The 26,439-nt window shown below is 70.6% G+C and carries 24 protein-coding genes; 9 read left to right on the forward strand and 15 right to left on the reverse strand.

Annotated features, from left to right (window positions below):
• The first annotated feature begins 15 nt into the window (after nt 1-15).
• Genes ltnD through MQE23_RS04020 form a run of 7 tightly spaced genes read left to right on the forward strand, consistent with a single transcriptional unit; the run spans nt 16 to nt 6,962 of the window.
• Nucleotides 16-933, forward strand: a complete 918-nt coding sequence (ltnD, locus tag MQE23_RS03990) for an L-threonate dehydrogenase (protein ID WP_243378258.1) — start codon at nt 16-18, stop codon at nt 931-933.
• Nucleotide 934: 1 nt separating this feature from the next.
• Nucleotides 935-2,215: a 3-oxo-tetronate kinase gene (gene otnK / locus MQE23_RS03995; protein WP_243378259.1), complete on the forward strand. Its 1,281-nt coding sequence runs from the start codon at nt 935-937 to the stop codon at nt 2,213-2,215.
• Nucleotides 2,212-2,946 carry an aldolase gene (locus tag MQE23_RS04000; protein ID WP_020274610.1) on the forward strand — a complete coding sequence of 245 codons (735 nt, stop codon included), beginning with the start codon at nt 2,212-2,214 and terminating at the stop codon, nt 2,944-2,946. Before otnK ends, MQE23_RS04000 begins: the two co-directional genes overlap by 4 nt.
• Before the next feature lie 50 nt (nt 2,947-2,996).
• Nucleotides 2,997-4,304 (forward strand): MFS transporter, encoded by a 1,308-nt coding sequence (locus MQE23_RS04005; RefSeq protein WP_020274609.1) that lies wholly within the window; start codon nt 2,997-2,999, stop codon nt 4,302-4,304.
• A 39-nt stretch (nt 4,305-4,343) separates the two neighbouring features.
• Nucleotides 4,344-5,162 carry a 2-oxo-tetronate isomerase gene (gene otnI / locus MQE23_RS04010; RefSeq protein ID WP_243378260.1) on the forward strand — a complete coding sequence of 273 codons (819 nt, stop codon included), beginning with the start codon at nt 4,344-4,346 and terminating at the stop codon, nt 5,160-5,162.
• Nucleotides 5,159-6,205: a D-erythronate dehydrogenase gene (denD, locus tag MQE23_RS04015; protein ID WP_243378261.1), complete on the forward strand. Its 1,047-nt coding sequence runs from the start codon at nt 5,159-5,161 to the stop codon at nt 6,203-6,205. Before otnI ends, denD begins: the two co-directional genes overlap by 4 nt.
• Nucleotides 6,206-6,215: 10 nt before the next feature.
• A complete protein-coding gene (locus tag MQE23_RS04020; RefSeq protein ID WP_020274606.1) occupies nt 6,216-6,962 on the forward strand; it encodes a FadR/GntR family transcriptional regulator in 747 nt (248 codons plus the stop codon).
• Nucleotides 6,963-7,001: 39 nt separating this feature from the next.
• Here MQE23_RS04020 and MQE23_RS04025 read toward each other — a convergent pair whose 3' ends face one another.
• Both MQE23_RS04025 and MQE23_RS04030 read right to left on the reverse strand, forming a co-directional pair.
• Nucleotides 7,002-7,625: a TetR family transcriptional regulator gene (locus MQE23_RS04025; protein WP_020274605.1), complete on the reverse strand. Its 624-nt coding sequence runs from the start codon at nt 7,623-7,625 to the stop codon at nt 7,002-7,004.
• A 56-nt stretch (nt 7,626-7,681) separates the two neighbouring features.
• Nucleotides 7,682-8,506: an SDR family oxidoreductase gene (locus tag MQE23_RS04030; RefSeq protein ID WP_243378262.1), complete on the reverse strand. Its 825-nt coding sequence runs from the start codon at nt 8,504-8,506 to the stop codon at nt 7,682-7,684.
• Between the two features lie 138 nt (nt 8,507-8,644).
• Here MQE23_RS04030 and MQE23_RS04035 point away from each other — a divergent pair, with 138 nt between their 5' ends.
• Nucleotides 8,645-9,502: a helix-turn-helix transcriptional regulator gene (locus tag MQE23_RS04035; protein ID WP_243378263.1), complete on the forward strand. Its 858-nt coding sequence runs from the start codon at nt 8,645-8,647 to the stop codon at nt 9,500-9,502.
• A 13-nt stretch (nt 9,503-9,515) separates the two neighbouring features.
• Here the strand turns inward: MQE23_RS04035 and MQE23_RS04040 are convergent, their stop codons facing one another.
• The 10 genes from MQE23_RS04040 to MQE23_RS04085 form a co-directional block, all read right to left on the reverse strand.
• Nucleotides 9,516-10,670 (reverse strand): XdhC/CoxI family protein, encoded by a 1,155-nt coding sequence (locus MQE23_RS04040; RefSeq protein ID WP_243378264.1) that lies wholly within the window; start codon nt 10,668-10,670, stop codon nt 9,516-9,518.
• 138 nt (nt 10,671-10,808) lie between these two features.
• Complete coding sequence (locus MQE23_RS04045; protein WP_037671009.1) at nt 10,809-13,016, reverse strand: xanthine dehydrogenase family protein molybdopterin-binding subunit; 2,208 nt, start codon at nt 13,014-13,016, stop codon at nt 10,809-10,811.
• Nucleotides 13,013-13,993, reverse strand: coding sequence for a xanthine dehydrogenase family protein subunit M (locus MQE23_RS04050; RefSeq protein WP_243378265.1), 981 nt, complete (start codon nt 13,991-13,993; stop codon nt 13,013-13,015). Before MQE23_RS04050 ends, MQE23_RS04045 begins: the two co-directional genes overlap by 4 nt.
• Nucleotides 13,994-13,999: 6 nt before the next feature.
• Nucleotides 14,000-14,653 (reverse strand): (2Fe-2S)-binding protein, encoded by a 654-nt coding sequence (locus MQE23_RS04055; RefSeq protein ID WP_243378266.1) that lies wholly within the window; start codon nt 14,651-14,653, stop codon nt 14,000-14,002.
• Nucleotides 14,654-14,828: 175 nt separating this feature from the next.
• Nucleotides 14,829-15,692: a GDSL-type esterase/lipase family protein gene (locus tag MQE23_RS04060; RefSeq protein ID WP_243378267.1), complete on the reverse strand. Its 864-nt coding sequence runs from the start codon at nt 15,690-15,692 to the stop codon at nt 14,829-14,831.
• A gap of 37 nt (nt 15,693-15,729) precedes the next feature.
• The gene (locus MQE23_RS04065) at nt 15,730-16,803 is read right to left on the reverse strand and encodes a rhamnogalacturonan acetylesterase (protein ID WP_243378268.1); all 1,074 of its coding nucleotides are present in this window, start codon (nt 16,801-16,803) and stop codon (nt 15,730-15,732) included.
• A 68-nt stretch (nt 16,804-16,871) separates the two neighbouring features.
• Entirely contained in the window at nt 16,872-17,927 is a 1,056-nt protein-coding gene (locus tag MQE23_RS04070) for a glycosyl hydrolase 53 family protein (RefSeq protein WP_243378269.1), read from the reverse strand.
• Between the two features lie 103 nt (nt 17,928-18,030).
• A complete protein-coding gene (locus tag MQE23_RS04075; RefSeq protein WP_279345191.1) occupies nt 18,031-19,833 on the reverse strand; it encodes a rhamnogalacturonan lyase in 1,803 nt (600 codons plus the stop codon).
• Nucleotides 19,834-20,044: 211 nt separating this feature from the next.
• On the reverse strand, nt 20,045-20,926 hold the full coding sequence (locus MQE23_RS04080) for an alpha/beta hydrolase (RefSeq protein WP_020276437.1): 882 nt from the start codon (nt 20,924-20,926) through the stop codon (nt 20,045-20,047).
• Between the two features lie 198 nt (nt 20,927-21,124).
• Entirely contained in the window at nt 21,125-21,994 is an 870-nt protein-coding gene (locus MQE23_RS04085) for a PaaX family transcriptional regulator C-terminal domain-containing protein (protein ID WP_243378270.1), read from the reverse strand.
• Nucleotides 21,995-22,439: 445 nt separating this feature from the next.
• Between MQE23_RS04085 and MQE23_RS04090 the strand changes: the two genes are divergently transcribed.
• Nucleotides 22,440-23,609, forward strand: a complete 1,170-nt coding sequence (locus MQE23_RS04090; protein ID WP_037672924.1) for a serine hydrolase domain-containing protein — start codon at nt 22,440-22,442, stop codon at nt 23,607-23,609.
• A gap of 108 nt (nt 23,610-23,717) precedes the next feature.
• Here MQE23_RS04090 and MQE23_RS04095 read toward each other — a convergent pair whose 3' ends face one another.
• From MQE23_RS04095 to MQE23_RS04105, 3 genes are read right to left on the reverse strand one after another with little or no spacing between them, the layout of a single operon-like run.
• Nucleotides 23,718-24,485, reverse strand: coding sequence for an SDR family NAD(P)-dependent oxidoreductase (locus MQE23_RS04095; RefSeq protein WP_020276440.1), 768 nt, complete (start codon nt 24,483-24,485; stop codon nt 23,718-23,720).
• Between the two features lie 56 nt (nt 24,486-24,541).
• A complete protein-coding gene (locus MQE23_RS04100) occupies nt 24,542-25,546 on the reverse strand; it encodes a transketolase C-terminal domain-containing protein (protein WP_243378271.1) in 1,005 nt (334 codons plus the stop codon).
• Nucleotides 25,543-26,433 (reverse strand): transketolase, encoded by an 891-nt coding sequence (locus MQE23_RS04105; protein WP_051185715.1) that lies wholly within the window; start codon nt 26,431-26,433, stop codon nt 25,543-25,545. Before MQE23_RS04105 ends, MQE23_RS04100 begins: the two co-directional genes overlap by 4 nt.
• Between the last annotated feature and the right edge of the window lie 6 nt (nt 26,434-26,439).

The raw sequence follows: 26,439 nt of genomic DNA on the forward strand, positions 1-26,439 counted from the left end.
AGGACGAGGATGGGCATGGACGACGAGAGCAAGCCCGCACGAGTGCGTGTGGGCGTGGTGGGACTGGGAGCCATGGGCCTCGGGATGGCCCGCAGTCTGCGGAACGCGGGCTACGACGTGGGGGTCCACGACCTTCGGCCGGAGGTGGCCGCGGCCTTCGCCCGCGACGGCGGCACGGCGTTCGGCTCCTGCGGCGAGCTGGCAGCCGCCGTGGACGTCCTGGTCGGCGTGGTGGTCAACGCGGAGCAGGTCGAGTCCGTGCTGTTCGGTGCCGACGGCGCGGCCGGCCGGCTCCGCCCGGGCTCCGTCTTCGTGATGTGCTCCACGGTCGACCCGGGCTGGTCCGCGCGGCTCGAAGGCCGCCTGGCCGAGTCGGGGGTGCTCTACCTGGACGCTCCCATCTCCGGGGGCGCCGCCCGGGCGGCGGCCGGCGAGCTCACGATGATGACGTCGGGCTCCGCCGCCGCGTACTCCGTCGCCGACCCGGTGCTGGAAGCCATGAGCAGCACCGTCTACCGCCTGGGCGACCGCGCCGGACTCGGCTCCAAGGTCAAGATCGTGAACCAGCTGCTCGCGGGCGTGCACATCGCCGCCGCGGCCGAGGCGATGGCCCTCGGCATCAGGTCCGGCGTTCCCGCCGAGGCGCTCTACGAAGTGGTCACGCACAGCGCCGGCAACTCCTGGATGTTCGAGAACCGCATGGCCCATGTGCTCGCCGGGGATTACACGCCCCTGTCCGCCGTCGACATCTTCGTCAAGGACCTGGGGCTCGTCCTGGACTCCGCCCGCCCCGAGCGGTTCCCGCTCCCCCTCGCCGCCACCGCCCACCAGATGTTCCTCCAGGCATCGGCGTCCGGACTGGGGGCCGAGGACGACAGCGCGGTGATCAAGATCTTCCCGGGGATCGACCTGCCCGAGCCGGTGGAGGCGTGACATGGGAATCCGCCTCGGATGCATCGCCGACGACTTCACCGGCGCCACCGACCTGGCCAACAACCTGGTGCGCGCGGGGATGCGCGTCGTCCAGCTGATCGACGTGCCGCCGGCCGGCGCCGGACGGGCGGTGGACGCCGACGCCGTGGTCATCGCCCTCAAGTCGCGCACCGTTCCGGCCGCCGACGCCGTCGATGCCTCGCTCCGGGCACTCGCCTGGTTGCGGTCCGCCGGCGCCGAGCAGGTGTACTTCAAGTACTGCTCCACCTTCGACTCGACACCGGCCGGCAACATCGGACCGGTCACCGAGGCGCTGATGGACGCGCTGGGCACCGACTTCACGGTCGCGACGCCCGCGTTCCCCGACAACGGGCGCACGGTCTTCAAGGGCCATCTCTTCGTCGGTGACGTGCTGCTCGGCGACAGTGGCATGCGCCACCACCCGCTCACCCCGATGACCGACTCCAACCTGGTCTCCGTCCTCGGCGCGCAGACCAGGCGGGCGGTCGGCCTCATCGACCACACGGTCGTCGCCGGCGGCGCCGGGGCGATCCGGGCCCGCATCGACGCCCTGCGCGAGGACGGCTTCGGGATCGCCGTCGCCGACGCCGTCTCCAACGACGACCTCCTGCGCCTGGGTGCGGCGGTCCGGGGGCTTCCACTGGTGACCGCCGGTTCGGGTCTGGCGATCGGGCTGCCCGCGAACTGGGGGTTCGAGCCGTCCCCCGCCGCCGCGCAACTGCCGCCTTCCGGCGGCCACCGGGCCATCGTCTCGGGATCGGTCTCCGTCGCCACCAACGGCCAGGTCCTCCGGTACCTGCGCGGCGGCCGGCCCGCGTTCAGCGTGGATCCGCTGCGCGTGGCGGCCGGTGAGGACGTGGTGGGGCAGGCCCTGGCCTTCGCCGAGTCCCAGCTGGACGACGGGCCGGTTCTGGTCTACTCCACCGAGCCGGCCGACGCGGTCCGCTCCGTCCAGGGCCGGCTCGGTGCCGCCGAGGCCGGTGAGCTGGTGGAGCGGACGCTGGCCCGTGTCGCACAAGGGCTGGTGGAACGGGGCGTCCGCCGGCTCGTCGTCGCGGGCGGTGAGACCTCGGGAGCGGTCGTCCGGGCGCTCGGTGTCACCGGGCTCAGGATCGGACCGCAGATCGACCCCGGTGTCCCCTGGTGCGCGACCACCCTGCCCGACGGGGACACGCTCCACATCACGCTCAAGTCCGGCAACTTCGGCGGCCCCGACTTCTTCACCTACGCCTTCGCCCTGCTGGACGAGGAGGCCGCATGACCGGGCAGCCGGGCACCACCGCCGGGACAGGCGACGACGATGCTGTCGACAAGGCCGTGGACGAGGCCGTGGACAGGGCCGTCGAGGAGGCGCGCGACGAGATCGTCCGCGTGGGCACCAGTCTGTTCGCCCGGGGCTACGTCCACGCCAGCGCAGGCAACATCAGCGCCAAAGCCGGCGACCACCACCTGATCACCCCCACCGACGCCGCCCTCGGGTTCCTGGAACCCGGCCGCCTCGCGCTGGTCGACGCCCGTGGCGAGCAGATCGCGGGTGACCGCGCCAGCAAGACCCTGACCCTGCACCGGCGTATCTGCTCCGCCGACCCCACGGCCCGGTTCGTCATCCACACCCACTCCACGCACCTGGTCGCGCTCACCCTGGCCGGCGTGTGGAGCGACGACGACGTGCTTCCGCCCCTCACGCCGTACTACGTGATGAAGGTCGGGCACGTCCCGCTCATCCCCTACCACCGGCCCGGCGACCCGCGCGTGGCCGACCTGGTGACCGCCCGCGTCGCCGCGCACGCGGCGAGCCGTACGCCCCTGCGGGCCGTCCTGCTCGACAGGCTGGGCCCCGTCGTCTGGGGACCCGACGCGGCCACCGCCCTCGCCGTCCTCGAAGAACTCGAGGAGACGGCACGTCTCTGGCTCCTGACCGACCGTCGCCCCGAGCCGCTCCCGTCCCACGCGATCGACGAACTGAGGTCCGCGTTCGACGCCGCGTGGTGACGCGCTCCCCACCCGTCAGAGAATTCCCCTGAGCCGCAGAGGGATCATCCATGTCCATGCCCATAACGGCGTCGGCATCCGCCGACGTCGCCCGTGAGAACGCCGTCTTCCGCAAGGTCGTGCGGCGTATCGTCCCCTTCCTCGTCCTGTGCTACATCGTCTCCTACCTGGACCGGGTCAACGTCGGCTTCGCCAAGCTCCAGATGGCCGACGACCTCGGCTTCAGCGAGGCGGCGTACGGCCTCGGTGCCGGCCTGTTCTTCATCGGCTACTTCCTCTTCGAGGTGCCGTCGAACCTGATGCTCCAGCGCGTCGGCGCCCGTACCTGGATCGCCCGGATCATGATCAGCTGGGGTCTCGTCTCGGGGTCGTTCATGTTCGTCCACAACGAGGCGATGTTCTACGTCCTGAGGTTCCTCCTCGGAGCCGCGGAGGCGGGGTTCTATCCGGGGGTGATCCTGTACTGCACCTACTGGTTCCCCTCCCACCGCCGTGCCCGGGTGATCGCACTCTTCATGTCCGCCATCCCGGTCGCCGGCATTTTCGGCAACCCGCTCTCCGGCTGGATCATGGACCGGTTCCAGGGCGTGAACGGCTGGGAGGGCTGGCAGTGGATGTTCCTGCTGGAGGCGATCCCCGCCCTTCTCATCGGGGTGGCCACGCTGTTCTACCTCGACAACAGCGTGCGCTCCGCGAAGTGGCTCACCGACGAGGAGAAGGCCGTCGTCGAGCGGGCGATCGCCCAGGACGCCGCGCACCAGACCGTGCACGGCCGGGTCTGGGACGCCTTCCGCGAGCCCAAGGTGTGGCTGATGTGCCTCATCTACTTCTGCTTCGTGATGGGCCAGTACGCGCTGACCTTCTGGATGCCCACGTTCGTCGAGTCCACCGGTATCGAGGGCAACCTCGCGATCGGCCTGCTCAGCGCGGTGCCGTTCCTGGCCGCGCTCGTCACGATGAACCTGCTCGGGCGTTCGGCGGACAAGCGCCGTGAGCGCCGCTGGCATCTGGTGGTGCCCAGTCTCATGGGCGCGGTCGGCTTCTCCCTGGCGGCGGGCTGGGCCGGGTCGACCGCGCTGTCCCTGGTCGCGCTGTCCATCGCCGCGGCGGGCGTGCTGACCTGCGCGCCGCTGTTCTGGTCCCTGCCCACCGCGTTCCTCGGCGGCACCGCCGCCGCGGTCGGCCTCGCCGCGATCAACTCGGTCGGCAACCTCGCCGGCTTCGTCAGTCCCTACATGATCGGCGCGCTGAAGGACGCCACCGGCTCGACGTCGGTTCCGATGTACGTCCTGGCGCTCAGCCTCGTCGTCGGTGCCGCCGCGGTGCTCACCACCGACAAGCACGTCGTCAACCGCTGACCGGCCCTCCGGTCCTCCGGTCCTCACCCAGGAGCCAGCATGCCGAGGTTCGCAGCGAACCTGTCCCTGATGTACACCGAGCACGATTTCCCTGACCGCTTCGCCGCGGCCTCGGCGGACGGCTTCACCGCCGTCGAATACCTCTTCCCCTACGTCTACGACGCCACGCAGCTGCGCCGCCGGCTCGACGACCACGGCCTGCGGCAGGTGCTGTTCAACGCCCCTCCCGGAGCGTGGGATTCCGGAGAACGCGGGATCGCTGCCCTGCCCGGCCGCGAGGCGGAGCTCCGCTCCGGGATCGCCCGGGCCCTGGAGTACGCCGCCGCACTGGACTGCCCGCGGCTGCACGTCATGGCCGGGCTCGTACCGCCCGACGCCACGCCGGAGGAACGGGCCGAGCACCGCGCCACCTACCTGGCCAACCTCGCGTGGGCCGCCGAGCGAGCCGCCCCGCAGGGCGTCGACATCCTGATCGAGGCGATCAACGGCCGCGACATGCCGGGCTACTTCCTGTCCCGGCAGGCGGAGGCCCACGCGGTCGTGCGGGAGGTGGGCGCGCCGAACCTCAAGGTGCAACTCGACCTCTACCACTGCCAGATCGTCGAGGGCGACCTCACCACCACCCTGCGCCGCGACCTGCCGACCGGCCGGGTCGGTCACCTGCAGATCGCGGGCGTGCCCGACCGCCACGAGCCCGACCGGGGCGAACTCGACGTCGGCCACCTGTTCCGCGTCGTCGACGACCTGGGCTTCGACGGGTGGATCGGCTGCGAATACATCCCGCTGGCCGGCACGAGCGAAGGCCTCGGCTGGCTGAGCGACTACCGCCCGAACGACTACCGAGGAGACACCGCATGAGGATTGTCATCACGGGCGGCTTCGGCTTCCTCGGACGACAGGTCACCGGCACCCTGCTCAGGACTCGGACCTTCCGTGGAGTGCCGATCGACCGGCTGGTGCTCGCCGACCGGATCGTGCCGCCCGGTGCTCCGGAGACGGCCGACCCGCTCGTGGAGACGGTGCGGGGTGACCTGGCCGAGTGCCTCGACGAGGTGTTCGCGGAGCCGGTGGACGTACTGATCCACCTCGCCGCCGCCGTCTCGGCCGAGTGCGAGGCGGACTTCGACCTGGGTATGAGCGCCAACCTGGACACCACCCGCGCGCTCCTCGAAGCCGCCCGGGGGCAGTCGGCCACCGGCCGGCCCGCTGCGCGCCTGGTGTTCGCCAGCAGTGTGGCGGTCTACGGCTCCGACCCGGCGCTGCCGCTTCCGCCGGTGGTCGGCGAGTCGACGCTGCCCACGCCCCGGTCGAGCTACGGCATCCAGAAACTCGTGTGCGAGCAGCTCGTCGCGGACTACACCCGCCGGGGCTTCCTCGACGGGCGCGTGGCCCGTCTGATGACCGTGTCGGTGCGGCCCGGCAAGCCGAACGCGGCCGCCTCCGGCTTCCTGTCCGGCATCATCCGCGAGCCGCTCGCGGGCCTGCCCGCCGTCTGCCCCGTGCGTCCCGATCTGCGGGTGGCCCTGGCGTCGCCCCGGCGCACGGTCGAGGGGATCCTCCGCATCGCGGAAGCCGAGCGCGGTACCGGGAGGGGCCGCTTCGAGGGCGGACTGCCGGTCAACCTCCCGGGGCTCACGGTCTCCGTCGCCGAGATGCTGGCCACGCTGCGGCAGCTGGCCGGCGACGCCGTCGCCGACCTGGTGACGATCGCGCCCGACCGCGATGTCGAGGCCATCGTGGGTTCGTGGCCTTCCGTCTTCGACCACACGCGGGCCGCGGCTCTCGGGCTCCGGCCCGATCCGGACTTCGCGGCGGTGGTGCGGGACTACGTCGCCGACCACCGTGACGCGGTCCTGGTCGACGGGCCGCTCACGGCGGGGCAGCCGAGCGAGGGTCTATAGACTGAAAACCATGTTTTCCAAGGTGCCCGGTCCCGTCCGGCTCGCCGACCAGGTCGCCGCGACGCTCTCCGAGGAGATCGAGTCGGGGCGGCTTGCCGAGGGCGACCGGCTGCCGACCGAGGTGGAGCTGGTCAAGCAGCTGGGCGTGAGCCGCACCGTGGTGCGCGAGGCCCTGTCGCGGCTCCGCAACGCGGGCCTGGTCGAACCGCGGCAGGGCATCGGCGTGTTCGTCCTGCCGCGGCGCACCCGCCCGCTCGACCTCGACGCCGCCGACACCAAGGCGAAGGTGCTGCAGATCGTGGAGGTACGCCGGGCCATGGAGGGCGAGGCGGCCAGCCTCGCCGCCGCCCGGGCCACCCCGCACGACCTCGCGCGGATGCGCCAGGCGCTGGACACGATCGACTCGGCGGTCGCGGCCGGCGGTGACGGCGTGGACGAGGACCTCGCCTTCCACCGGTCCATCGCCGAGTCGACCGGAAACGCCGTGATGGTCTCGACGGTGCGGTACCTGGGCGACGTGTCGCGCAGCGGTATCCGCATCACGCGCGCGAACGAGGCACGCCGGAACGACTTCATCGAAGCGGTCCGGGACGAGCACCACGCCATTCTCGCCGCCATCGAGTCAGGCGACCCCGAAGCGGCACGCGCCGCCGCACGCCGCCATATGAAACACGCCGCCGGCCGGCTCCAGGACGCCGACGACAGCTTCTGGACGGAGACCGGGGACCTGGCCGTGGATCTCGGCACCGCTCCCTGACAGCGAGCGGACCGGCGTCAGCAGGTGCGCCGGGCCGGGCTACTCCGACAGTGCGCCCATCGCCCGGTCGAGCAGCTCGGCCAGCGGAACCGTGCCCTCGCATGCCACCCACCCCGTCGAGGCGACGTCCAGGCAGGCGAGCGCGGCGGCGGCCAGTGCGCTCGGCCTGGTGTCCTCCGGCCGGTCGGGGCTGACCCCCAGTCGCCGGGCGATCTCCGGCACCAGCAGTCCCTGCCAGATCAGTTGCTTCTCATGGTGCCCCGCGCGCAGCGACGGGGTCTCCTGGAGCATGCGCAGATAGGTGAGGGCCTGCTCGGGTGCCTGCTCGTTCCTCCGCGTCAGGACGTCGAAGGACCGGCGCAGCGCCTCCCAGGGCCGCTCGTCGTCGGGGCGGGCGGCGAGCGCCTCCGCGATCAGACGACCGGACTCCTCCAGGCGTCCGAGGACGATCTGTTCCTTCGTGCCGAAGTACCGGAACAGGCTGGCGCGTGACAGGCCCACCTCGGCGGCGATCTGGTCGACGGTCGTCCGGTCGAACCCCTGCTCGGTGAAGAGCCGGTGTGCCACGTCGACCACTTCCGCCCGGACCGTCGCACGCATGCGCTCACGCAAGCCGGGCGGCTTGCCTGCGGATTCGGCGGCGGTACGGGCGGTCTCGGTCATGCCAAGAGCGTACAGCAACGACTCAATTTGATACCGAGTATCAGATCCGTGGTCGGTTACGCGGCGGTACCCTGCGCCTGCGCGGCGACGTCGGCCCACTCCTCCCAGGTCTTCAGCCGCTCGGCGTAGACCTGCGGGACGAAGTGGAGCGGGGAGGTACCGAAGAAGACCCGCAGGGGCGGGTTGTCGGCGTCCACGACCTCCAGCAGGGCCGCGCCGGCCGCGGTCGGGTCACCATGCTCGATGTTCCCCCAGTTGGCGGCGAGGGCGGTGCGCAGGTCGTCGTAGGCGGGCAGCTGGCCGGCGAAGGTGGCGGAGGAGCCTGCCCAGTCGGTGGCGAAGCCACCCGGCTCGACGAGGGTGACCTTGATGCCGAATCCGGCGACTTCCCCGGCGAGAGCCTCACTCAGGGCCTCCAGGGCCCACTTGGAGGCGTTGTAGACACCGAGGTTGGGGAATGCGGTGACACCGCCGACGCTGGATATCTGCACGATGTGGCCGCGGCCCTGCGCCCTCAGCAGAGGCAGGGCGGCCTGGGTGACCCACAGGGCACCGAAGAAGTTGGTCTCCATCTGCTCACGGACCTGCTGTTCCGTCAGCTCCTCGACCATGCCGAACAGACCGTAGCCGGCGTTGTTGACGACGACGTCCAGTCGGCCGAAGTGGTCGTGCGCCCGCTGGACGGCCTCGGCGACGGCGGTCTTGTCAGTGACATCCAGGGTGAGGGGAAGGATCGCCTCGCCGTGGGCGGCCACCAGGTCCGCGAGGGACTCGGTGGTGCGGGCGGTGGCCGCGACCTTGTCACCGCGCTCCAGAGCCGCCTGGACGAACTGGCGGCCGAAGCCGCGCGAGGAACCGGTGATGAACCAGATCTTGCTCATGAGAGCACTCCTGTCAGAAATGAAGTCTTAATCCAAGACTCTACATCGCTTTGAGACTCAGTATCAAGATGAGTCGTGGATTCGGTGCTGTACGCTGCTCGGCATCTACGAGGCATGTGTGACAACTGGAGGACAGAGATGTCTTCAGGACTCGACCGGCGTGCCGAGCTGAGGGAGTTCCTGCGGTCCCGCAGGGCCCGGCTCAGGCCCGAGGACGTGGGCCTCCCCTCGTACGGGCGGCGGCGGGTTCCCGGGTTGCGGCGCGAGGAGCTGGCGCAGCTGGCGGGGGTGTCGTACGCCTACTACGCCCGCCTGGAGCAGGGCCATGGCGACACCATGTCCGCCGAGGTGCTGGACGCCGTCGCCCGCGCCCTGCGCCTGACCGAGGAGGAGCGCGACCACTTGGTCCGGCTGGCGCAGGCCGACCGGCAGAGCACGGCACAGGCAGCGCCCCCGCCGCAGCGACTGCGACCCTCCGTCCAGCACTTGCTCGAGGCACTCGGCGTACCCGCCTACGTCGTCAGCCGGCGCCTGGACATCCTGGGATGGAACCGGCTCGCCACCGCCGTCTTCGGGGACTGGGACGGGCTGCCGCCCGAGCAGCTCAACGTGGCCCGGCTGATCTTCCTCTCCCCCGAGGCACGTGATCGGTTCGCCGACCCGGCCGGCGCGGCTGTGAAGACCGCCGGCGTGCTGCGCATGAACGCCGGCAAGAGCCCCGGGGACGCGTACCTCTCCTCCCTGATCCAGGAGTTGACGCAGTCGAGCGAGGAGTTCCGGCGGCTGTGGGCACGGCACGAGGTGAGCTGCGGGTCCGTCGGCGAGTCCGTACGGATGCGGCATCCGCTCGTCGGAGAGTTCGACCTCGTCCACGAGCCCATGGCGCTGCCCGGGGGCGCCCCCATGCGACTGGCCACCTACCACGCCGAACCGGGCTCACCGTCGGAGGAAGCCCTGCGGACGCTGGCCAGCTGGGAGATGGAGCCGCTGCGCTGAGCACGGCGTGCCGTCATGCGGCCAGGAGCGCGTCGGGTGACGACACCTGGGCCACGGGCACGGAACCGTGGATGGGCCCGGGGACGCGTGACAGGGGCAGGCCGGTGCCGTTGTGGGTGTGGGCGATGATCTCGGCGGTGATGGAGATCGCTGTCTCCTCGGGTGTGCGGGCGCCGAGGTCGAGTCCGATCGGTGAGCGCAGGCGCGCGAGGTGCTCATCGGGCACGCCGGCCTCCCGCAGGCGTGCCAGGCGGTGCTCGTGGGTGCGCCGGGAGCCCATCGCGCCGAGGTAGCCGACCGGGAGGCCGAGGGCCAGGCGCAGCAGGGGGATGTCGAACTTGGCGTCGTGGGTGAGGACGCAGATGGCGGTGCGGGCGTCGACTCGTGTGGCCTCCAGGTAGCGGTGGGGCCAGTCGACGACGACCTCGTCGGCGTGCGGGAAGCGCTCCGGGGTGGCGAAGACGGGGCGGGCGTCGCAGACGGTGACGTGGTAGCCGAGGAAGCTTCCGGCCCGGCTGAGGGCGGCGGCGAAGTCGACGGCGCCGAAGATCAGCAGGCGGGGCGGGGCCGCGTGGGTGTGGACCAGGAGTGTCAGCTTCTCCGGGCAGCTGCCGGCATCCCCGCCGACCTCCACGCGGGCGGTACGGCCTGCCCGCAGCAGTGCGCGGACCTGGGTGGCCACGGCCCGGTCCTGCTGTCGGCTGCCGAGTGTCCCGTCGTACGCGCTGCCGCCCCCGAGGACGGACAGGGTGCGGCCGAGCTGGTGCTCAGGCCCGTCCACCACCTGTGCCACGGCGACGGGCAGACCGGCCGGCACCTGTTCCAGGGCGCCGACGAGGTGGGGCTGGTCGGCGGGGTCGACGCGCTGGACCAGGACCTCCAGTTCGCCGCCGCAGGTCAGGCCCACGGCGAAGGCGTCGTCGTCGGAGTAGCCGAACCGGGCCCGTACCGGGGGTTCTCCCGACTCCAGCACCTGCCTGCACAGCTCGTAGACGGCGCCTTCCACGCAGCCTCCGGAGATGCTGCCGACCGCCTCGCCGCCGGTGTCCACCGCCAGTGCGGTGCCGGGCGGCAGGGGTGCGCTGCCGCTGACCTGGATGACGGTGGCCAGGGCGAAGGGGCGGGCCTCGCGGCACCAACGGTGCAGCGTGTCGGCGATGTTGAGCATGAGTGGTACTCCTGGGGCGATGGGGAAGCCCGCCGCCGTGCCGGCATGGGGGGGATCGGGTGGCACGGCGGCGGGCCGATCAGCGGGACGGCTCTCGGCGCCCCGGCCAGGTGGCGGGAGGGGCCCTGCCGCCCGGGTTCAGAGCAGGGCTTCGGCGGTGATGGGCAGGTCGCGGACGCGGCGTCCGGTGGCGTGGAAGACCGCGTTGGCGATGGCGGGTCCCACCCCGATCTGCACGACTTCACCGAGGCCTTTGACCCCGATGGGGTCGGCGTGTGGGTCCTTCCCGTCCAGATAGACCGCCCGCAGATCAGGGATGTCGGCGTTGACGGGCACGAGGTAGTCGGCGAGGCCGGCGTTGACGATCCGGCCGTCGCGGTGGTCGGTGACCGTGTGCTCCAGCAGGGCCCCGCCGATGCCGCCCACCATGCCCCCGAGGGCCTGGCTGTCGGCGAGCTTGGGACTGATGATCCGTCCGACGTCGTAGACGCCGAGCATCCTCCGCATCCGCACCAGGCCCAGCCGCCGGTCGACGGCCACTTCGGCGAACACCGCGCTGTAGGCGTACATCGAGTACCGGTCGTCCCCGGCCGGGGTGAAGGTCCCGCGGGTCTCCAGGTGCGTACGGCCATGGCGGGCGAGCAACTGCCGGTAGGTCTCGCCGCGCGCGGGGTTGCCCTGCACGTGCAGTCGGCCGCCGCGGACCACTACGTCGCCGGCGTCGACGCCGTGCAGCGGTGACCGCTCGTCCTCGACCGCGAGTTTGATCGCCTCCTGCCGCAGCTTGTCGCAGCCGTCCTGGACTGCCGAGCCGACACCGGCCATGGTCTGCGAGCCACCGTGCGGCGGGGACGGTGCGAAGGTGGAGTCGCCGAGTTCGAACCGGACGGTGCGCATGGTCAGGCCGAGGGCGTCGGCGGCGAGCTGGGTCACGGAGGTGTAGGTGCCGGGACCCATGTCGCTGGTCGACGCCTGCACCAGGGCGGTGCCGTCGGATTCCAGCCTGACGCGTGCCTCCGACCGCATGCGCAGGGTGTCGTAGACGCCGCTGGCCATGCCCGTGCCGATGAGCCAGTCGCCGTCCCGCCGGGAGCGCGGCCTGGGGTTGCGCCGGTGCCAGCCGAACTCGCGGGCGCCGACCCGCAGGCACTCGCGCAGCCGCCGGGTGGAGAACGGCAGCCCGTTGGACGGGTCTTCCTCCGGTTCGTTGCGCAGCCGCAGTTCGATGGGGTCGACGCCGAGCTCGTGGGCGAGTTCGTCCAGGGCCGACTCCATGGCGAAGACGGCGGTGGAGTAGCCGGGGCCCCGCATGAACGTCGGTGTGTTCACGTCCAGCGGCACGGTCCGGTACGCCTGGCGTACGTGGGGCGTGGCGTAGTGCATCTGTCCCGGGACCATCACGCCCTCGGTGAACTGCTCGTACCTCGACGTCTCGCCCCGCACGCGGTGCACGGCCGCGGTCAGGCGTCCGCTGCGGGTGCTGCCCAGCCGCAGCCCGTACTCGTAGGCGGGCCGGAACCCCACGCCGTAGTACAGCTGCTCGCGGGTCAGGAGGAGCTTGACCGGGCGGCCGATCGCACGGGCGGCGAGGGCCGCGAGGGTGGAGTGCGGCCAGGTGCGCAGCGCGTTGCCGAACGCGCCGCCGACGAACGGCGAGATGACGCGCACGTTCTCCGACGGGATACCGAACACGGCCGCGAGTTCGCCCTGCGCTCCCAGCGTCCACTGGGTCTTGTCCCAGACGGTGAGCTTGTCGCCGTCCCAGCGGGCGATGGTTGCGTGCGGCTCCATCGCGTTGTGGTGGTTGCGGGCGAGCCGGTAGGTGCGCTCCAGCCTCACCTCCGCCGAGGCCAGCGCCTCTTCGGGTTTGCCGCGCGCGTAGTTCTGCTGGGGCAGGGGGTCGTTCTCGGGCGCGCCGGTCAGGTCGGTGGAGGGCTTCTCGGCGTCGTAGGAGACCTTCACCAGGTCCGCGGCGTGCTGCGCGGCCTCCAGTGTCCGGGCCACGACCACGGCGACCGGCTGTCCGAAGAAGCGCACCCTGTCGTCCTGGAAGACGTGCAGCCGTTCGCCGACGGACGGGTCCAACCAGGCCCCCTGGTTCTCGCGGTAGGCCAGCTTGGGTTTGTCCAGGTGGCTGATGACGCCCAGGACTCCGCGCTGGGCATTGGCGGCACGGGCGTCGATGCCGGTGACGCGGCCGCGGGCGATGGTGCTGTCGACGATGACGGCGTGGACGACGCCGTCGATGTCGTGGTCGGCGGTGTACTCGGCCTGGCCGGTGACCTTCAGTCGCCCGTCCACCCGGGACAGCGGCGCTCCGACGGCTGCCTGTGGCTGCGGGCTCACTTGCCACCTCCTACGACGCGCAGTTGCCGCTCGACGGTCCGTCGCAGCAACTCGACTTTGAAACGGTTGTGCTGAAGGGGCCGGGCCCCGTCGGCGGCGTGTTCGGCCGCCTTGGTCCACAGCGCGTCGGACGGCCGCCGCCCGATGAGCTGCCGCTCGACGGCGGGCAGCTTCCAGGGCACGGTGCCCACTCCCCCGGCGGCCACCTTCGCCTCTCGGATCACGCCGCCGCGGATGTGCAGGGCGACCGCCGCCGAGGTGAGCGCGAACTCGTAGGACTGCCGGTCACGCACCTTCAGGTAGCCCGACTTCAGCGGGCGAGGATGGGCCGGGATTTCGACAGAGGTGATCAACTCGCCCGGGCGCAGGGCCTGTTCGCGATTCGGTGTGCTGCCCGGCCTGAGCAGGAAGTCGGCGAAGGGCACGGTCCGCTCGCCGTCCGGGCCCAGCAGGTGCACGGTCGCCTCCAGGGCCGCGAAGGCCACGGCGACGTCGGAGGGGTGGGTGGCCACGCAGTCGTCGGAGGTGCCGAGGATCGCGTGGGTCCGGTTGACGCCGTGCAGCGCCGCGCAACCCGAGCCCGGCTCACGCTTGTTGCAGGCGGCCGTCACATCACGGAAGTACGTGCAGCGGGTGCGCTGCATGATGTTGCCGCCGATGGTCGCCATGTTGCGCAGCTGCGCCGACGCGCTCAGCTCCAGCGCCTGCGAGATCACCGGATACAGCGCGCGCACCCCTCGGTGGGCGGCGGCCTCGGACATCCGTACCAGTGCGCCGATGCGCAGGCCCCCGCGTCGGGTGACCGTGATCTCGCGCAGTGGCAGGCCGCTGATGTCTACCAAGGTGCGGGGGCGTTCGACGGTTTCGCGCATCAGGTCGACGAGTGTGGTGCCGCCGGCGATGTAACGGCCGCCGTCGCGGCCTGCGGTGAGGGCTTGGCGGGTGTCGGACGCCTTCGTGAAGGCAAAGGGGTACATCGGCCCTCACTTCCCGTGCGCGGTCTGCTCGACGGCGCGCACGATCTTCACGTAGCACCCGCAGCGGCAGATGTTGCCGCTCATGAACTCCCGGATCTCGGCCGGTGAGCCGGTGTGCCCTTCCTCGATGCAGCCGACGCCGGACATGATCTGGCCGGGGGTGCAGTAGCCGCACTGGAAGGCGTCCTGGTCGATGAACGCCTGCTGCAGCGGGTGAAGCCGTTCGCCTTTGGCCAGGCCCTCGATGGTGGTGACCTCGGCGCCGTCCAGCCGGACCGCCAGGGTCAGGCAGGAGTTGACGCGGCGGCCGTCGACCAGGACGGTGCAGGCCCCGCAGGCACCGGCGTTGCAGCCCTTCTTCGAGCCGGTCAGCCCGAGGTGTTCGCGCAGCAGGTCCAGCAGCGAGGTCCGGTTGTCGACCGTGACGGTGTGCCGCGTGCCGTTGACGGTCAGGGAGACACGGCTGCCGGGCGGTGCCTCGGCGGCGTCCGCGGGTTCGGCGCCGAACACGGACGGCCCCGCTATGAGGCCGCCCGCCACGACCGCACCGCCGACGGCGGTGGTGCTCGCGATGAACGTGCGCCGGGACGGGGCGGACGTGGATTCCTCGGTGGATCCCTCGGAGGGAGAAACAGGTGACTCGGGGGATTCGATGGACATGCCCACTCTCTTGGTCGACGGGAGACCGAGCCGAGCCCTGGGCGCGGCGTGTCATCCACTGTGGTGCACGCGGCACGATCCAACGAGTGAGCGGTTTTGGGACGACTCCGGTGCCTACCACTGCCGTTGGTACGTCTGGCAGTAGCAGGCAGTCCGGTTGCCCCTCCCCCGGGTGCTACCTGAGATACGCGGCGAGCGGGAGGTTCTGCCGGCGCAGGTCGCCGGCGACGAGCGTGGCGATCTGCTGGGCGCCGTGGGTTTCGAAGTGGGTGTGGTCGTTGCAGAAGAAGGTGCCCAGGGGACCGCTGCCTCCGTAGTCGCCGTTGTTCGGGCAGAAGCGCAGACTGTTGTAGCGCGAGACACTGAGTGTCTGCAGGTCGATGACCGGCGCCCCGGTCGCGGATCCGGCGGCGAAGGTCTGGGAGACGAAGCCGCGGTTCTTGGTCGCCGTGCTGCCGGAGCAGGTGATGGCGGCCACCGGGGTGAGCAGCACCGGGTGCGCGCCCCGGGCCAGGGCGGCCTGGGCCATCATGGTCATCAGCTGCTGGTACCGGGCCGGGCCGACGTGCCGGGGGCAGGTCGAGGAGGAGTCGTTGATGCCGAACTGGATGAAGAGATAGTCGCCGGCCTTCATCCCGGTGCTCGCGTTCAGCATCGCCTGCCAGCGTGACGAGTACGAGCCGGACGTGAGGCGGCACTCGCCGTCGGAGCCCTTGGTGCTGCTCACGTTCCCCTCGTACAGCCAGGTCTGGATGCTGCGGCCGCCCACCGCCTGGTTCCTGACCGTCACGTCGCTGTTGAACAGGGCGTCGAACTGGCTGCCCCAGCCGACCGGGCAGCGGGCGGCGCCCGGGTTGGCCATGGTGGAGTCACCGGCCAGCCACACGGTGACCGGCGCGGCCGCCGCCCGTGCCGCCGGGGCGTGGGAGGCACCGGTGCAGTTCACCGCGCCGCTGTCGGCCGCCGACGCGATGCCGACGCCGAGGCTGGACAAGGCGATCACCAGTGCGGTCGTGACGAGTGTCCGAAGCTTCTTCATCAGGTCCTTCCCAGGAACGGGCGCCGCCGCGCGTCGGTCAGCGCAGGTGCGCGGCCAGGGGCAGGCGCTGCTCCCGGATGCTCTGGAGCACCAGGGCGCCGATCTGCGTCGCGCCGTACTGCGAGAAGTGGGTGTTGTCCGTGACTCCGTCGACGGAGGAGCGCAGGAAGAGCTGTGCGGAGGCGGACGGGCCGAGGGACTCGACCAGCGTCTTGCTCTTGGCGGTCAGATCGATCACCGGCGCCTTCTGTGCCGTGCCGACCGCGCGCATCTGGGCGGGCAGGTCGACTCCGACGCCATTGACGTGCAGCGCCGTAGCCGTGAGCCGGTTGCCGTTGAACTGCCGGCGGACGGGCGGGGTCACCAGGACCGGGACGCCGCCCTTCGCACGGACCTGCGTGATCATGGAGGTCAGGTTGTTCCGGAAGGCGGACGCGCTGGTCTGCTTGTCGTTGTGGCCGAACTGGATGAACACCGCGTCGTTCGCCTTGACCTTCGGCAGCAGCACCCGGAAGAGCGCCGAGTTGGACAGGAAGCTGCCCGAACTCTCCCCCGAGTCGGCGTAGTTGGCGACGACCGCGCCGGGACCCACCGCCGGGGTGATCATCTGGCCCCATCCGGTGTAGGGGGCGATCAGCTGGTCGCACACGGTCGAGTCACCGGCCAGGTAGGCGACCATCGGCTGGTTCGCCGGTTTCACGGAGACGGCCGACACCTGCGGGTTGGTCCCCGCGAACCGGATGTCCAGGCCGGGGTTCCCGGTGCCGCCCTGGCCGGTCGGCTGGCCCTCCGGCTGCCGCACATTGACCGTGAACGAGTACGTGGCGACGGCACCGGCCGCCGTCTTCGTCGCCGGCAGCATCAGGCGCCGGGCCTCCACCCACATCTCGGTCTGCCCGGCGGAAGCGGCGCCGCCGAGGGAGACCGTCACGTCGTAGTTGCCGGGCGAGACCGCGTAGTGACACTTGATCGGCGCAGTGCCGGAACAACCGGCCGGCAGTGCCCGCGGAGCGGCGTCGGCCTGCGCCGTGCCGGTGCCGACCAGTGCCGCAAGGGTCAGGAGACCCGCTGCGCCCAGCCTGACCCCGTGCCCTTGACGTATGAGTGTCATGCTCATTTCAATCACGAGTTCCAATCCTTGACCGGAGGGATGCCCGGGCTGCGGTCCACAGCCGTCGTTCAGGCCTGGGTGAAGCCGTTCATGATGACGGTGGGGCGCTGCGTGGCGGAGTCCCAGGCGCCCATGTTGTAGCCGGTGAACGGGGACATGCACTCCGGCTCCCAGTAGAAGATGCCCTGTCCCCCGTTGGCCTTCAGTGCCTTGATGTAGGCGACCAGCGAGGCTTGGGTCGAGGAAGCCCGGTCCACCCGGCCGCCGAACTCGCTCTGCAGGAACGGCTTGCCGTAGGCGTCGGAGATCTTCCTCATGTTCGCCACGATGCCGGGGGCGACGTCGGCGCTGCCGTAGGAGGAGAACACCGACATGTCCCACTTGCCGCCGTTGGCGGCGTAACGGCTGAAGAACGTCGTCATCGCGTCGTACTTCTGCGGCTGGGCCAGGTGGATGCACACGATCGAGTTCGGTGACACGGCTTTGACCTGGGTGTAGGCGGCGTTGAGCAGGCCGGTCAGCTGCGCCGGGCTGGAGACGCTGCCGACAGGGCGGCAGATCCCGCTGTTGATCTCGTTGCCGATCTGCACCCAGGTGGGGAGCACGTCGTTGTTCCTCATGATCGTCATGGTCTGGTTCACGTACGTGCCCATCGCGGTGCGCATCTGGCTGTAGGTCATGTTCCGCCAGGCGGCGGGCGGGTTCTGCACGCCGACGGAGTTCCAGGTGTCGCCGAACATGTAGTCGAGCATGATCGACATTCCGGCGGCCTTGACCCGCTTGGCGAAGGCCGCGACCTCGTTGATGCCGCAGTGCCCGTCGGTGGGGCTGCTGGAGGGATTGACGAACGTGCGCAACCGCACCGCGCTGATGCCGTACCCCTTGAGAATGGTCAGCAGGTCCTGCTTCTGACCGCTCGCGTTCTTCCAGGAGAAGCCGCGCGCCTCCATCTGCGGCACCCAGCTGATGTCGACGCCCTTGACGAAGCCCGCGGCGGCGCTGGCCGGCGTGTCGAGTTCGGCGAGCACGGCGGCGGTGGCGATCGCCCCGGCGGTGGCCGTGGTGGCCTTCAGCAGGGTCCTGCGGTTGATCCGCCCGGAACCGCTTGCATCGGTGGGGTGCATGGTCGCTCCTTCCTGCGTTCCGGCCGCACTTGAGTCAGGCGGCCGGCGGGCGGTTGGCCGTGGGCCGCCCATGCGTGGGGCACGGGCGGCCACGCGGCGGGGTTCAGGGCGTGTGGACGGTGGGCCGTGGAGCCGTCGGCATCCCGTTGCCGATGAAGAAGCTCGGGTGCGGGGGCTGGTTGTAGGCCGTGTTCTGCCAGGCCAGGGCCGTGCGGTACTGCGTGTCGTGCAGCAGGGTCGTGATCTTCGTGTTCGTCTGGTGCGGGGTCGAGTAGATCCGCAGGGCCCTGTTGTTCGACGTCGGCCAGATGACCTCTTCACGCCAGTCGCCGAGGATGTCCCCGGAGAGCGACGGCGTGGACTTCGTGCCGTTGTTGGAGTGGACCCCGGACCCGGTCAGCAGGCGGGTGTCACCCGAGGTGCCGTACTTGTCGATGCGGGTGCCGTCGAGGAGTTCACGGACCGGGTCGCCGTCCCACCAGGACAGGAAGTTCATGCTGGACGGCTCCCGGCCGAGCGAGGCGCCGGTCGCCGAACGCAAGGTGGTGTCGGTGGCGGACCAGGCCTCGGCGCCCGGGCTGCCGGCGTAGATGTCGGCGGCGACACCGCGGCCGTTGTCCGAGCCCGAGGCCGTCCGCCAGAGGATCTGGCCGGTGCGGGCGTCGGCCATCCACGAGCCGGGTGAGCCGGAGTTCTCGCAGACCTTGAAGTACTCAAGGCCCGCGCGGGAGGGGTTGAGGTCCCCGACGTGGCCGGCGTCGCCGTGGCCCAGCCTCGTCGTCCACAGCCCGTTGCCGTTGTCGTCGACCGTCATCGCGCCGTAGACGATCTCGTCCTTGCCGTCGGCGTCGACGTCCGCGACGGACAGGCTGTGGTTGCCCTGACCGTCGTAGCCCTTGCCGCTGTTGGCGGAGGAGCTGGTGTCGAAGGTCCAGCGGCGGGTGAAGGCACCGTTTCGCCAGTCCCAGGCGGCGATCACGGTGCGGGTGTAATAGCCGCGCGCCATGATCAGGGAGGGGCGGGAGCCGTCGAGGTAGGCCGTGCCGGCCAGGAAGCGGTCGACGCGGTTGCCGTAGTTGTCGCCCCAGGAGGAGACGTTGCCGCGGCCCGGGACGTAGTCGACGGTCCCCATCGCCTTGCCGGTCTGGCCGTTGAACATCGTCAGGAACTCGGGACCGGACAGCACATAGCCGCTGGAGTTGCGGTGGTCGGCCGACGCGTTGCCGATGACCGCGCCGGTGCCGTCGCGGGTGCCGTCGGCGGTCTTCATGGCGACCTCGGCCTTGCCGTCACCGTCGTAGTCGTACACCTGGAACTGCGTGTAGTGAGCGCCCGAGCGGATGTTGCGGCCCAGGTCGACGCGCCACAGCCGGGTCCCGTCGAGCTTGATGCCGTCGACGATGGTGTTGCCGGTGTAGCCGGACTGGGCGTTGTCCTTGGCGTTGGTGGGATACCACTTCAGGACCAGGTCGAGCCTGCCGTCGCCGTCCAGGTCGCCGAGACTGGCGTCGTTGGCCTCGTAGGTGTACGCCGAGTTGCCCGGAGCGGTGCCGCCTGCGGGCGGGGTGATCGGGACGTCCAGGTATCCCGACCGGAACTGCAAGGCTCGCTCCGAGGGGGCCTGTTCGGTTCCGTTCACCACCGGGCGCACCGTGTACTCGGCGGAGTCCTGGGCGCCGGAGTCGAAGTAGTTCGTGGAGCCGGTGATCGGCGAGGAGTTGACCTTGGTGGCGCCGCGGTAGACGTTGAACGACACGTCGTTCGGGTCGGTGGCCAGCCAGCGCCACGACACCAGGTTCCCGCTGCTGGTGTGGACACTGGTGAGTCCCCGGTCGAGGCGCTCCACCTGTCGCGCGGTCGCGGCCTCCGCGGTCTGGGGCAGCACGGTGAGCGCGGAGGCCGCCAGCGCGAAGGCGGCGGCGAGGACGCCTGCCACACGGCCACCCGGGGCTCGGCGGATTCTTCGTGGACGCGGCGCCGTACGGGGGCGCCGGTGAGAGTCGGTCACAGTGACCTCCGGTGTGGGGGAATGCCCCGCCGCGTGACGCGATCATGACAAAGCTGTCTGACGAGCCTCACGTGCGGGAACGTCGGGCCGGGCGTGGAGCGGCTGCTCCTCAGCGCAGGACGGATTCCCACCTGGTGTTGGACCCGGCCGCGTCGGCAGGGAGGCGGTCCCGTGCGGCGGTGTCGCCGTACATGGTCCAGCGGGCCCAGTCGACGACGGTCCTCGGGAAGCGCTGGTCGCTCCAGAAGCTGGTGTGGCTGCCGCCGACGAAGGTGAGGAACGCCTTCGGCCAGGTCATCTCGTTGTACGCCTGCCGGGCAGAGGAGTACTGCGTGGTCGAGTCCCGGTCGCCGTGGACGAACAGGACCTTCGCGGAGACCGAGCTGGACGGGTTGCCCATGTCGGTGCAGGACTGCGGGTTGGCGGAGATGATCCTGCGGTCGGGCCAGGAGGTCAGCAGGCCATGGGTGATCATGCCGCCCAGGGAGTGGCCCGAGACGCCGACGCCGATCCCGGTGTTGATGTGCCCGGCCAGCGGACCGCTCGCGTTGAGCGCGAGGGTGTTGGTGATGACCTGCGAGACGTCCTTGGAGGAGTTGCCGTTGTTGACGTCGCCGAAGTTGTGGTTGAAGTGCGGGGCGGGGACGACGAAGCCCGCCGAGGCCAGGGCCCGGATGATGAACAGGGAGTTCTGCGGGCTGCTTCCGTACCCGTGGGTGAAGTTGTAGACGGGGAAGACACCGCCCGCGACCGGGGCGTTCGTCACCGGGTTGCCGCCGGGGGTGCCGGTGGCGGGGTAGTAGACGTAGGTGGTGCACCGGCGGCTGCCGCGCGTCCAGTCATACCGGCGCACGCCGACCGCGAACGGCGTGGTCGGTGCGCTCTGCGGCCTGGCGATGGCGCCTGCCTGCCCGGTGCCGAGCAGGGACGCGCCCATGCCCGCCGCTCCGGCCGCGCTCAGGGCCAGGAAGGTGCGCCGTTGCATGCTCATGGATGACTCCTGTGTGAGTGGGGGGTTGCACGTGTGGAGCCCGATGCGGCGAGGAGCGACTATGCCACCTGCTCTCTGAGGCACATGACTGTGAACGCTCCCACACCAGGTCGAATAACAGAAAGAGTCACCATCGGGCTCTCATCTGTCAATCGCTGGGACTCAATCCATCTGAACTCAAAGTCAAACCACCGGTGTTCAGTCGGGACTGTGACCGATTCCAGCGCTCATGCCGGCGATCGTGTGGGCGCTGATGCCGAGGTGCGGACCGGCCGCGGACCGGGCCGCCACCGAACGGACGTGTTCCTGGGCCGGGTGGGCCAGACCGTCGTACACCGCGACGCACACCTCCCGCGCCCGGGACCGGGGCCAGTCGGCCGGCAGCAGCTCGATGGGCAACAGGGGGTCCAGCACCGGGAAGTGACGGTAGGTGTTCATCACCTCGGTGCGGGCACGCACCGCCGCGGCGCCCGTGACCTCACCAGCGCTGATACGCGGCAGCAGGCCGCTCCACCGCCGGATGAACACCTCGTACTGCTCGGCGATGCCGGACAGGTCCCACGCCTCGACCGGGTTGCGGTTGGCCTCCGTCTCGAGATCCACCTGCCGCGCGCGGAACACACTCACCGACCCCGGCGCCAACTCGGCCAGCTCGACACGCCCCTTCGTGGTGAGCGGGTGCGGCGACGCCCAGACCGCGTCGTACAACGGCGCGAACCCCCGCCACCGCAGCGCGGTGCGCAGCGCACGCCGACGGGTACTCTCCCGCTCCGGCACGGAGAAGGCGACCAGCGTCCACCATCCGTCCCACGCGTCGGGCTGCGTGGTGAACGTGGCGATCGACGCACCGCCGCTCCACAGATCGACGGCGGCCTCCCGCGTCAGCCGGTACGAGCTGAACCGCCCCTGACGACTGTTCTCCAGCACCCCTCGACGCGCCAGCCTGCTGATCGTCGTACGGGCCGCGCCCGCAGCCACGTCGAACTCCCCCAGCAGCGCCACGATCGCCGCCGCCGGCAACCAGGCCCGAGCCGGAAACGTGTAGTCAGCGACCAAGGTGACCGCCAAACCCGCAGGCGAAACCTCACCCTGCCAACGCGGCAACCGCATCGGCCCAGTGCCGTCACCGGAGAAGATCTCCTCATGGTGGGACAGATTCGCCAAGTGTTGCTCCGACGCGTCGAATACGGCGGCACCCACTCTAACGGCCCGTGCCAACGCCCGGACGCAACCCGGGCGTTGAGCTGCCGTCACCTGTTCGCCGGCGCCTTGACGGCCACCTCCCGCAGGGGGACGTCGGGGGAGGCACACTCGTGCGCCCCCTGCGCCCCTCATCGTGAACTGACAGTTTCGAGCCCGATCGGACATCTGGATGAAGCATGTCGGGTCTGGCGTGGGTGGGTACAGGGGGTTAACCCCACCACCGATCCGGTTGATCGCCCCATCGCTCCGGTGCACCCGGTGCGGGCATCGTGGAATGACACCGCAAGCCCGGACGATCAAGGAAAACCACATGCTCAAGCACAAGCGCGCGCTGGGTGGCGCTCTCACACTGGCCGTGGCGATGGGTGTCGTGGGGGGCGTGCTGCCGGCCACCGCCACCGCGGCCACCGCCGCGGAATCCGCCGTCGGGGAGTCCAAGCGTCACGCCGACTACGCGCGGCTGCGCACCCTGCTGCACAGACTGACCACGGTCGACGGCGCGCCCGGAGCGCTGGCCGAGGTGCGGGACCGGCACCGCAGCACGGTGCTGACCAGTGGTGTCGCGGACGTCGAGAGCCGCGCGCCGGTGCACCGCGACAGCAGGTTCCGGATCGGCAGCATGACCAAGACGTTCACCGCGACGATGATGCTGCAGCTGGTGGGAGAGCGGCGCGTTGATCTGGACGCGCCGGTGGAGCGCTACCTGCCCGGCGTCGTGCGCGGCCACGGCAACGACGGGCGCAGGATCACTGTCCGGCAGATGCTCCAGCACACCAGCGGGCTGCCCGACTTGCTCTCCTACCTCAAGCCGCAGGATGTCATCCAGGACCCGATGGCCCACCACGACCCCCGTGATCTGGTGAAGCTGGCGCTCGCCCACCCGCCGACGTTCAAGCCGGGCACCGGCTGGAAGTACTCCAACACCGGCTACGTACTGGCCGGGATGATCATCGAGAAGGTGACCGGCCGCTCGTACGGCGAGGAGCTGCAGCGGCGCATCGTCGAGCCGTTGCGGCTACGAGGGACGTCCTTCCCGGGCGACGACCCGGCGATCCCCGGACCGCACGCGCGCGGATACGTGCAGCCGGGCCCGGACGCACCGCTCCTGGACATCACCGCGATCAACCCCACGGTCGGCGGCACGGCGGGCGGGATCATCTCCAGCGGCGCCGACGTCAACCGGTTCATGGGCGCGCTGCTGGGTGGCAAGCTGCTGCCCCCGGCCCAGCTCGAGGAGATGATGACGACCCGCCCGACCGGCAGCTCCGACGGCCGCGCGTACGGCCTCGGCCTGGAGAGCAAGCCGCTGCCCGGCGGCGGCCTCTACTGGGGACACACCGGCGACTTCCTCGGCTACGAGACGGCCGCCGGCGCCAGAGTCGACGGCAGGCAGGCCACGGTCATGGTGAACCTCGGTCCGGGCAGCTCGGACGCCCAGAGCGACGACATCCAGGCCGCCATCGAAGCGGCGCTCTCCTAGCGCCTCATGGAGTGGCTGGATTGGTCGCCGCCGCCCCCGGCGAGACCTCTGCACGGCACCATCCACCCACGCCACCCCTGTGATCTGCACGTTCAGGATGAACGCAACTCAGTGGATGTGGGACCCGCCGTTGACGTCGTACGTCGCGCCCGTGAGGTAGCCCGATTCGGGCCGGGCCAGGAAGGCGATGACGTCGGCCACGTCCTCGACATCGCCGATGCGGCGTACCGGGACGTCCGCGACCATGGCGGCCTTGCGCTCCTCGTCCAGCTTCCCTTGTGTGATGTCGGTGTTGATCAGGCCGGGGGCCACGGAGTTGACCGTGACTCCGGACGGGCCGAGCTCGCGGGCGAGGGCCCGGGCGAAGCCCAGGAGGGCGGCCTTGGCCGCCGAATACGCCACTCCCCCGAACACCCCGCCACCGCGCTCGGCGGAGACGGACGACAGGAAGACGATGCGGCCGAACCCCCGCTCGGCCATCCCGCCGGCCACGCGGTGAGTGACGAGGAAGCTCCCGCGGACGTTCACCTCGAAGATCCGGTCCCACTCGGTGGGCGATACGTCGAGGAAGCGGGTCGGGGACGTGATCCCCGCGTTGTTGACGAGGGCTCCGATCGGCGGGAGTGCCGCTTCGATCTCCCCGATCGCGGCGTCGACGGCGTCGGCGTCGGTGACATCCGCCGCTAGCCCCAGCGCTTGCACCCCGTGGCGGTCGGCGACCTCCCGGGCGGTGTCCTCGGCGGCCTCCTTGTCCAGGTCGAGGACGGCTGTGTGGTAGCCGGCGGCGGCCAGGGCGTGCGTGGTGGCGCGCCCGATGCCTCGGAGGGATCCCGCGCCGGTGACGACTGCGGTGCGGGGAGTGTGTTCGGTGACCATGGGTTCTCCTGAAGGAGTGGCGAAAGGGCGGTGAGTCCGGATGTCCTGCGCGGGGCTCAGAGCTCGCGGCGGACGCGTTCCTTGATCGCTGCGACGGAGAGGCCGTAACGGTCGTGGAGGGTGGGCAGCGCACCCGCGGCGAGGAACTCGTCCGGCAGTCCGATCGGTACGATGCGGGCTGTTTGCCGGGCGAAGGCCAGGCAGGACGCCACGGACTCGGCAAGGCCTCCGACGACGCTGTGGTTCTCGAGGGTGATGACGAGGCGTCCCCTGGCGCACTCCCGCAGCACGGTCTCGCGGTCGAACGGTTTGATCGTCGGCACGTGGAGGACGGCGACGTCCACGTGGTCGTCCGCGAGTTCCTGAGCCGCTGTCAGGGCACGGACCGTCATCAGGCCGGTCGAGATGAACAGCACGTCGCGGCCGCCGCGCAGCTCCGCCGCCTTGCCGAGTTCGAACCGGTAGTCGTACTCGTCCAGGACGGTGGGTACCGCTCCGCGCAGCAGCCTCATGTACGTGGGACCCGGATGGGCCGCCAGCGCCGGCACGGCCTGCTCGATGTCCACCGAGTCCGCCGGGTCCACGACCGTCAGGCCGGGCATGCCGCGCAGGATCGCCAGGTCCTCGGTCGCCTGGTGGCTGGGGCCGTAGCCCGTGGTCAGGCCGGGCAGGGCACCCACGACGTTGACGCCCAGCTGCGGCTCGGCGATGTCGAGGCACAGGAAGTCGTAGGCGCGGCGGGTGGCAAAGACGGAGTAGGTGGAGGCGAACGGCGTCAGGCCCACCTCGGCCAGCCCCGCGGCAGCGCCCAGCATCACCTGTTCCGCCATGCCCATCTGGAAGAAGCGGTCGGGGTGGGCTTCACGGAAGACGTGCATGTCGGTGTACTTGGCCAGGTCCGCGGAGAGTCCGACCACGTCGGGGCGTTCGTCGGCGAGCCGGGCCAGTGCGTGTCCGAAGGGGGCCTTGGTGGTGCGCTGCCCTTCTTCGGCGATCGAGGCGATCATCGCGGAGGTGGTGAGCTTGGGCCGGGCGGCCTGGGTCGGTACCGGGGTGTTCATCGAACGGTTCCCTCCTTCCGGGCGGTGGTGCGGTGACGTTCCGTCAACTGTTCGCGCGCCAACTGCCATTCGTGCTCCTCGACCCGCATGAAGTGCGCCTTCTCCCGGGCCTCCAGCATCGGTACGCCGCATCCGATGCGGGTGTCGCAGACGAGCACGGCCGGTGACCCCCGGTGCTCGCGCAGACTGTCGAAGGCCGCGAGGAGTGCCTCGATGTCGTTGCCGTCCACGCGGACGGCGTGCCAGCCGAACGCCTCCCACTTGGCCGTGACCGGCTCGGTGCGCAGCACGCCCTCGGTCGGGCCGTCCGCCTGGAGGGCGTTGACGTCGACGATGGCGGTGACGTTGTCGAGACCGTGGTGGGCGCAGGCGAGCGCCGCCTCCCAGGTGGATCCCTCGTCCAGTTCACCGTCCGACAGCAGGTTGTAGACGTGCGCGTCGCTGCCCTGGTGGCGCAGACCGAGCGCCATGCCGGTGGCGACGCCCAGACCGTGGCCGAGGGAGCCGCCGGAGATCTCCATGCCGGGTGTGTAGGACGCCATGCCCGACATGGGCAGACGCGAGTCGTCGCTGCCGTAGGTGGCGAGTTCGCCGACGTCCAGCACACCGGCCTCGGCGAGCGCCGCGTACAGGGCGATGGCGTAGTGGCCGATCGACAGCAGGAACCTGTCGCGCTGCGGCCAGTCCGGCTCGTCGGCACGGTGGTTGAGGACGTCCTGGTAGACGACGGCCAGGATGTCGGCCACGCCCAGTGCCTGTCCGATGTAGCCCTGGCCCTGGGTCTCCCCCATGTCCAGCGCGTGCATACGGATGCGGTGGGCGGAGTCCTTCAGGGCGGCGGCGCGCCGGGTGGACGGCACCCCTGTTGCGGGTGCCCGAGTGGACATCACGTT

This window comes from Streptomyces sp. HP-A2021, from assembly GCF_022807935.1.
Classification (GTDB): Bacteria; Actinomycetota; Actinomycetes; order Streptomycetales; family Streptomycetaceae; genus Streptomyces; species Streptomyces afghaniensis.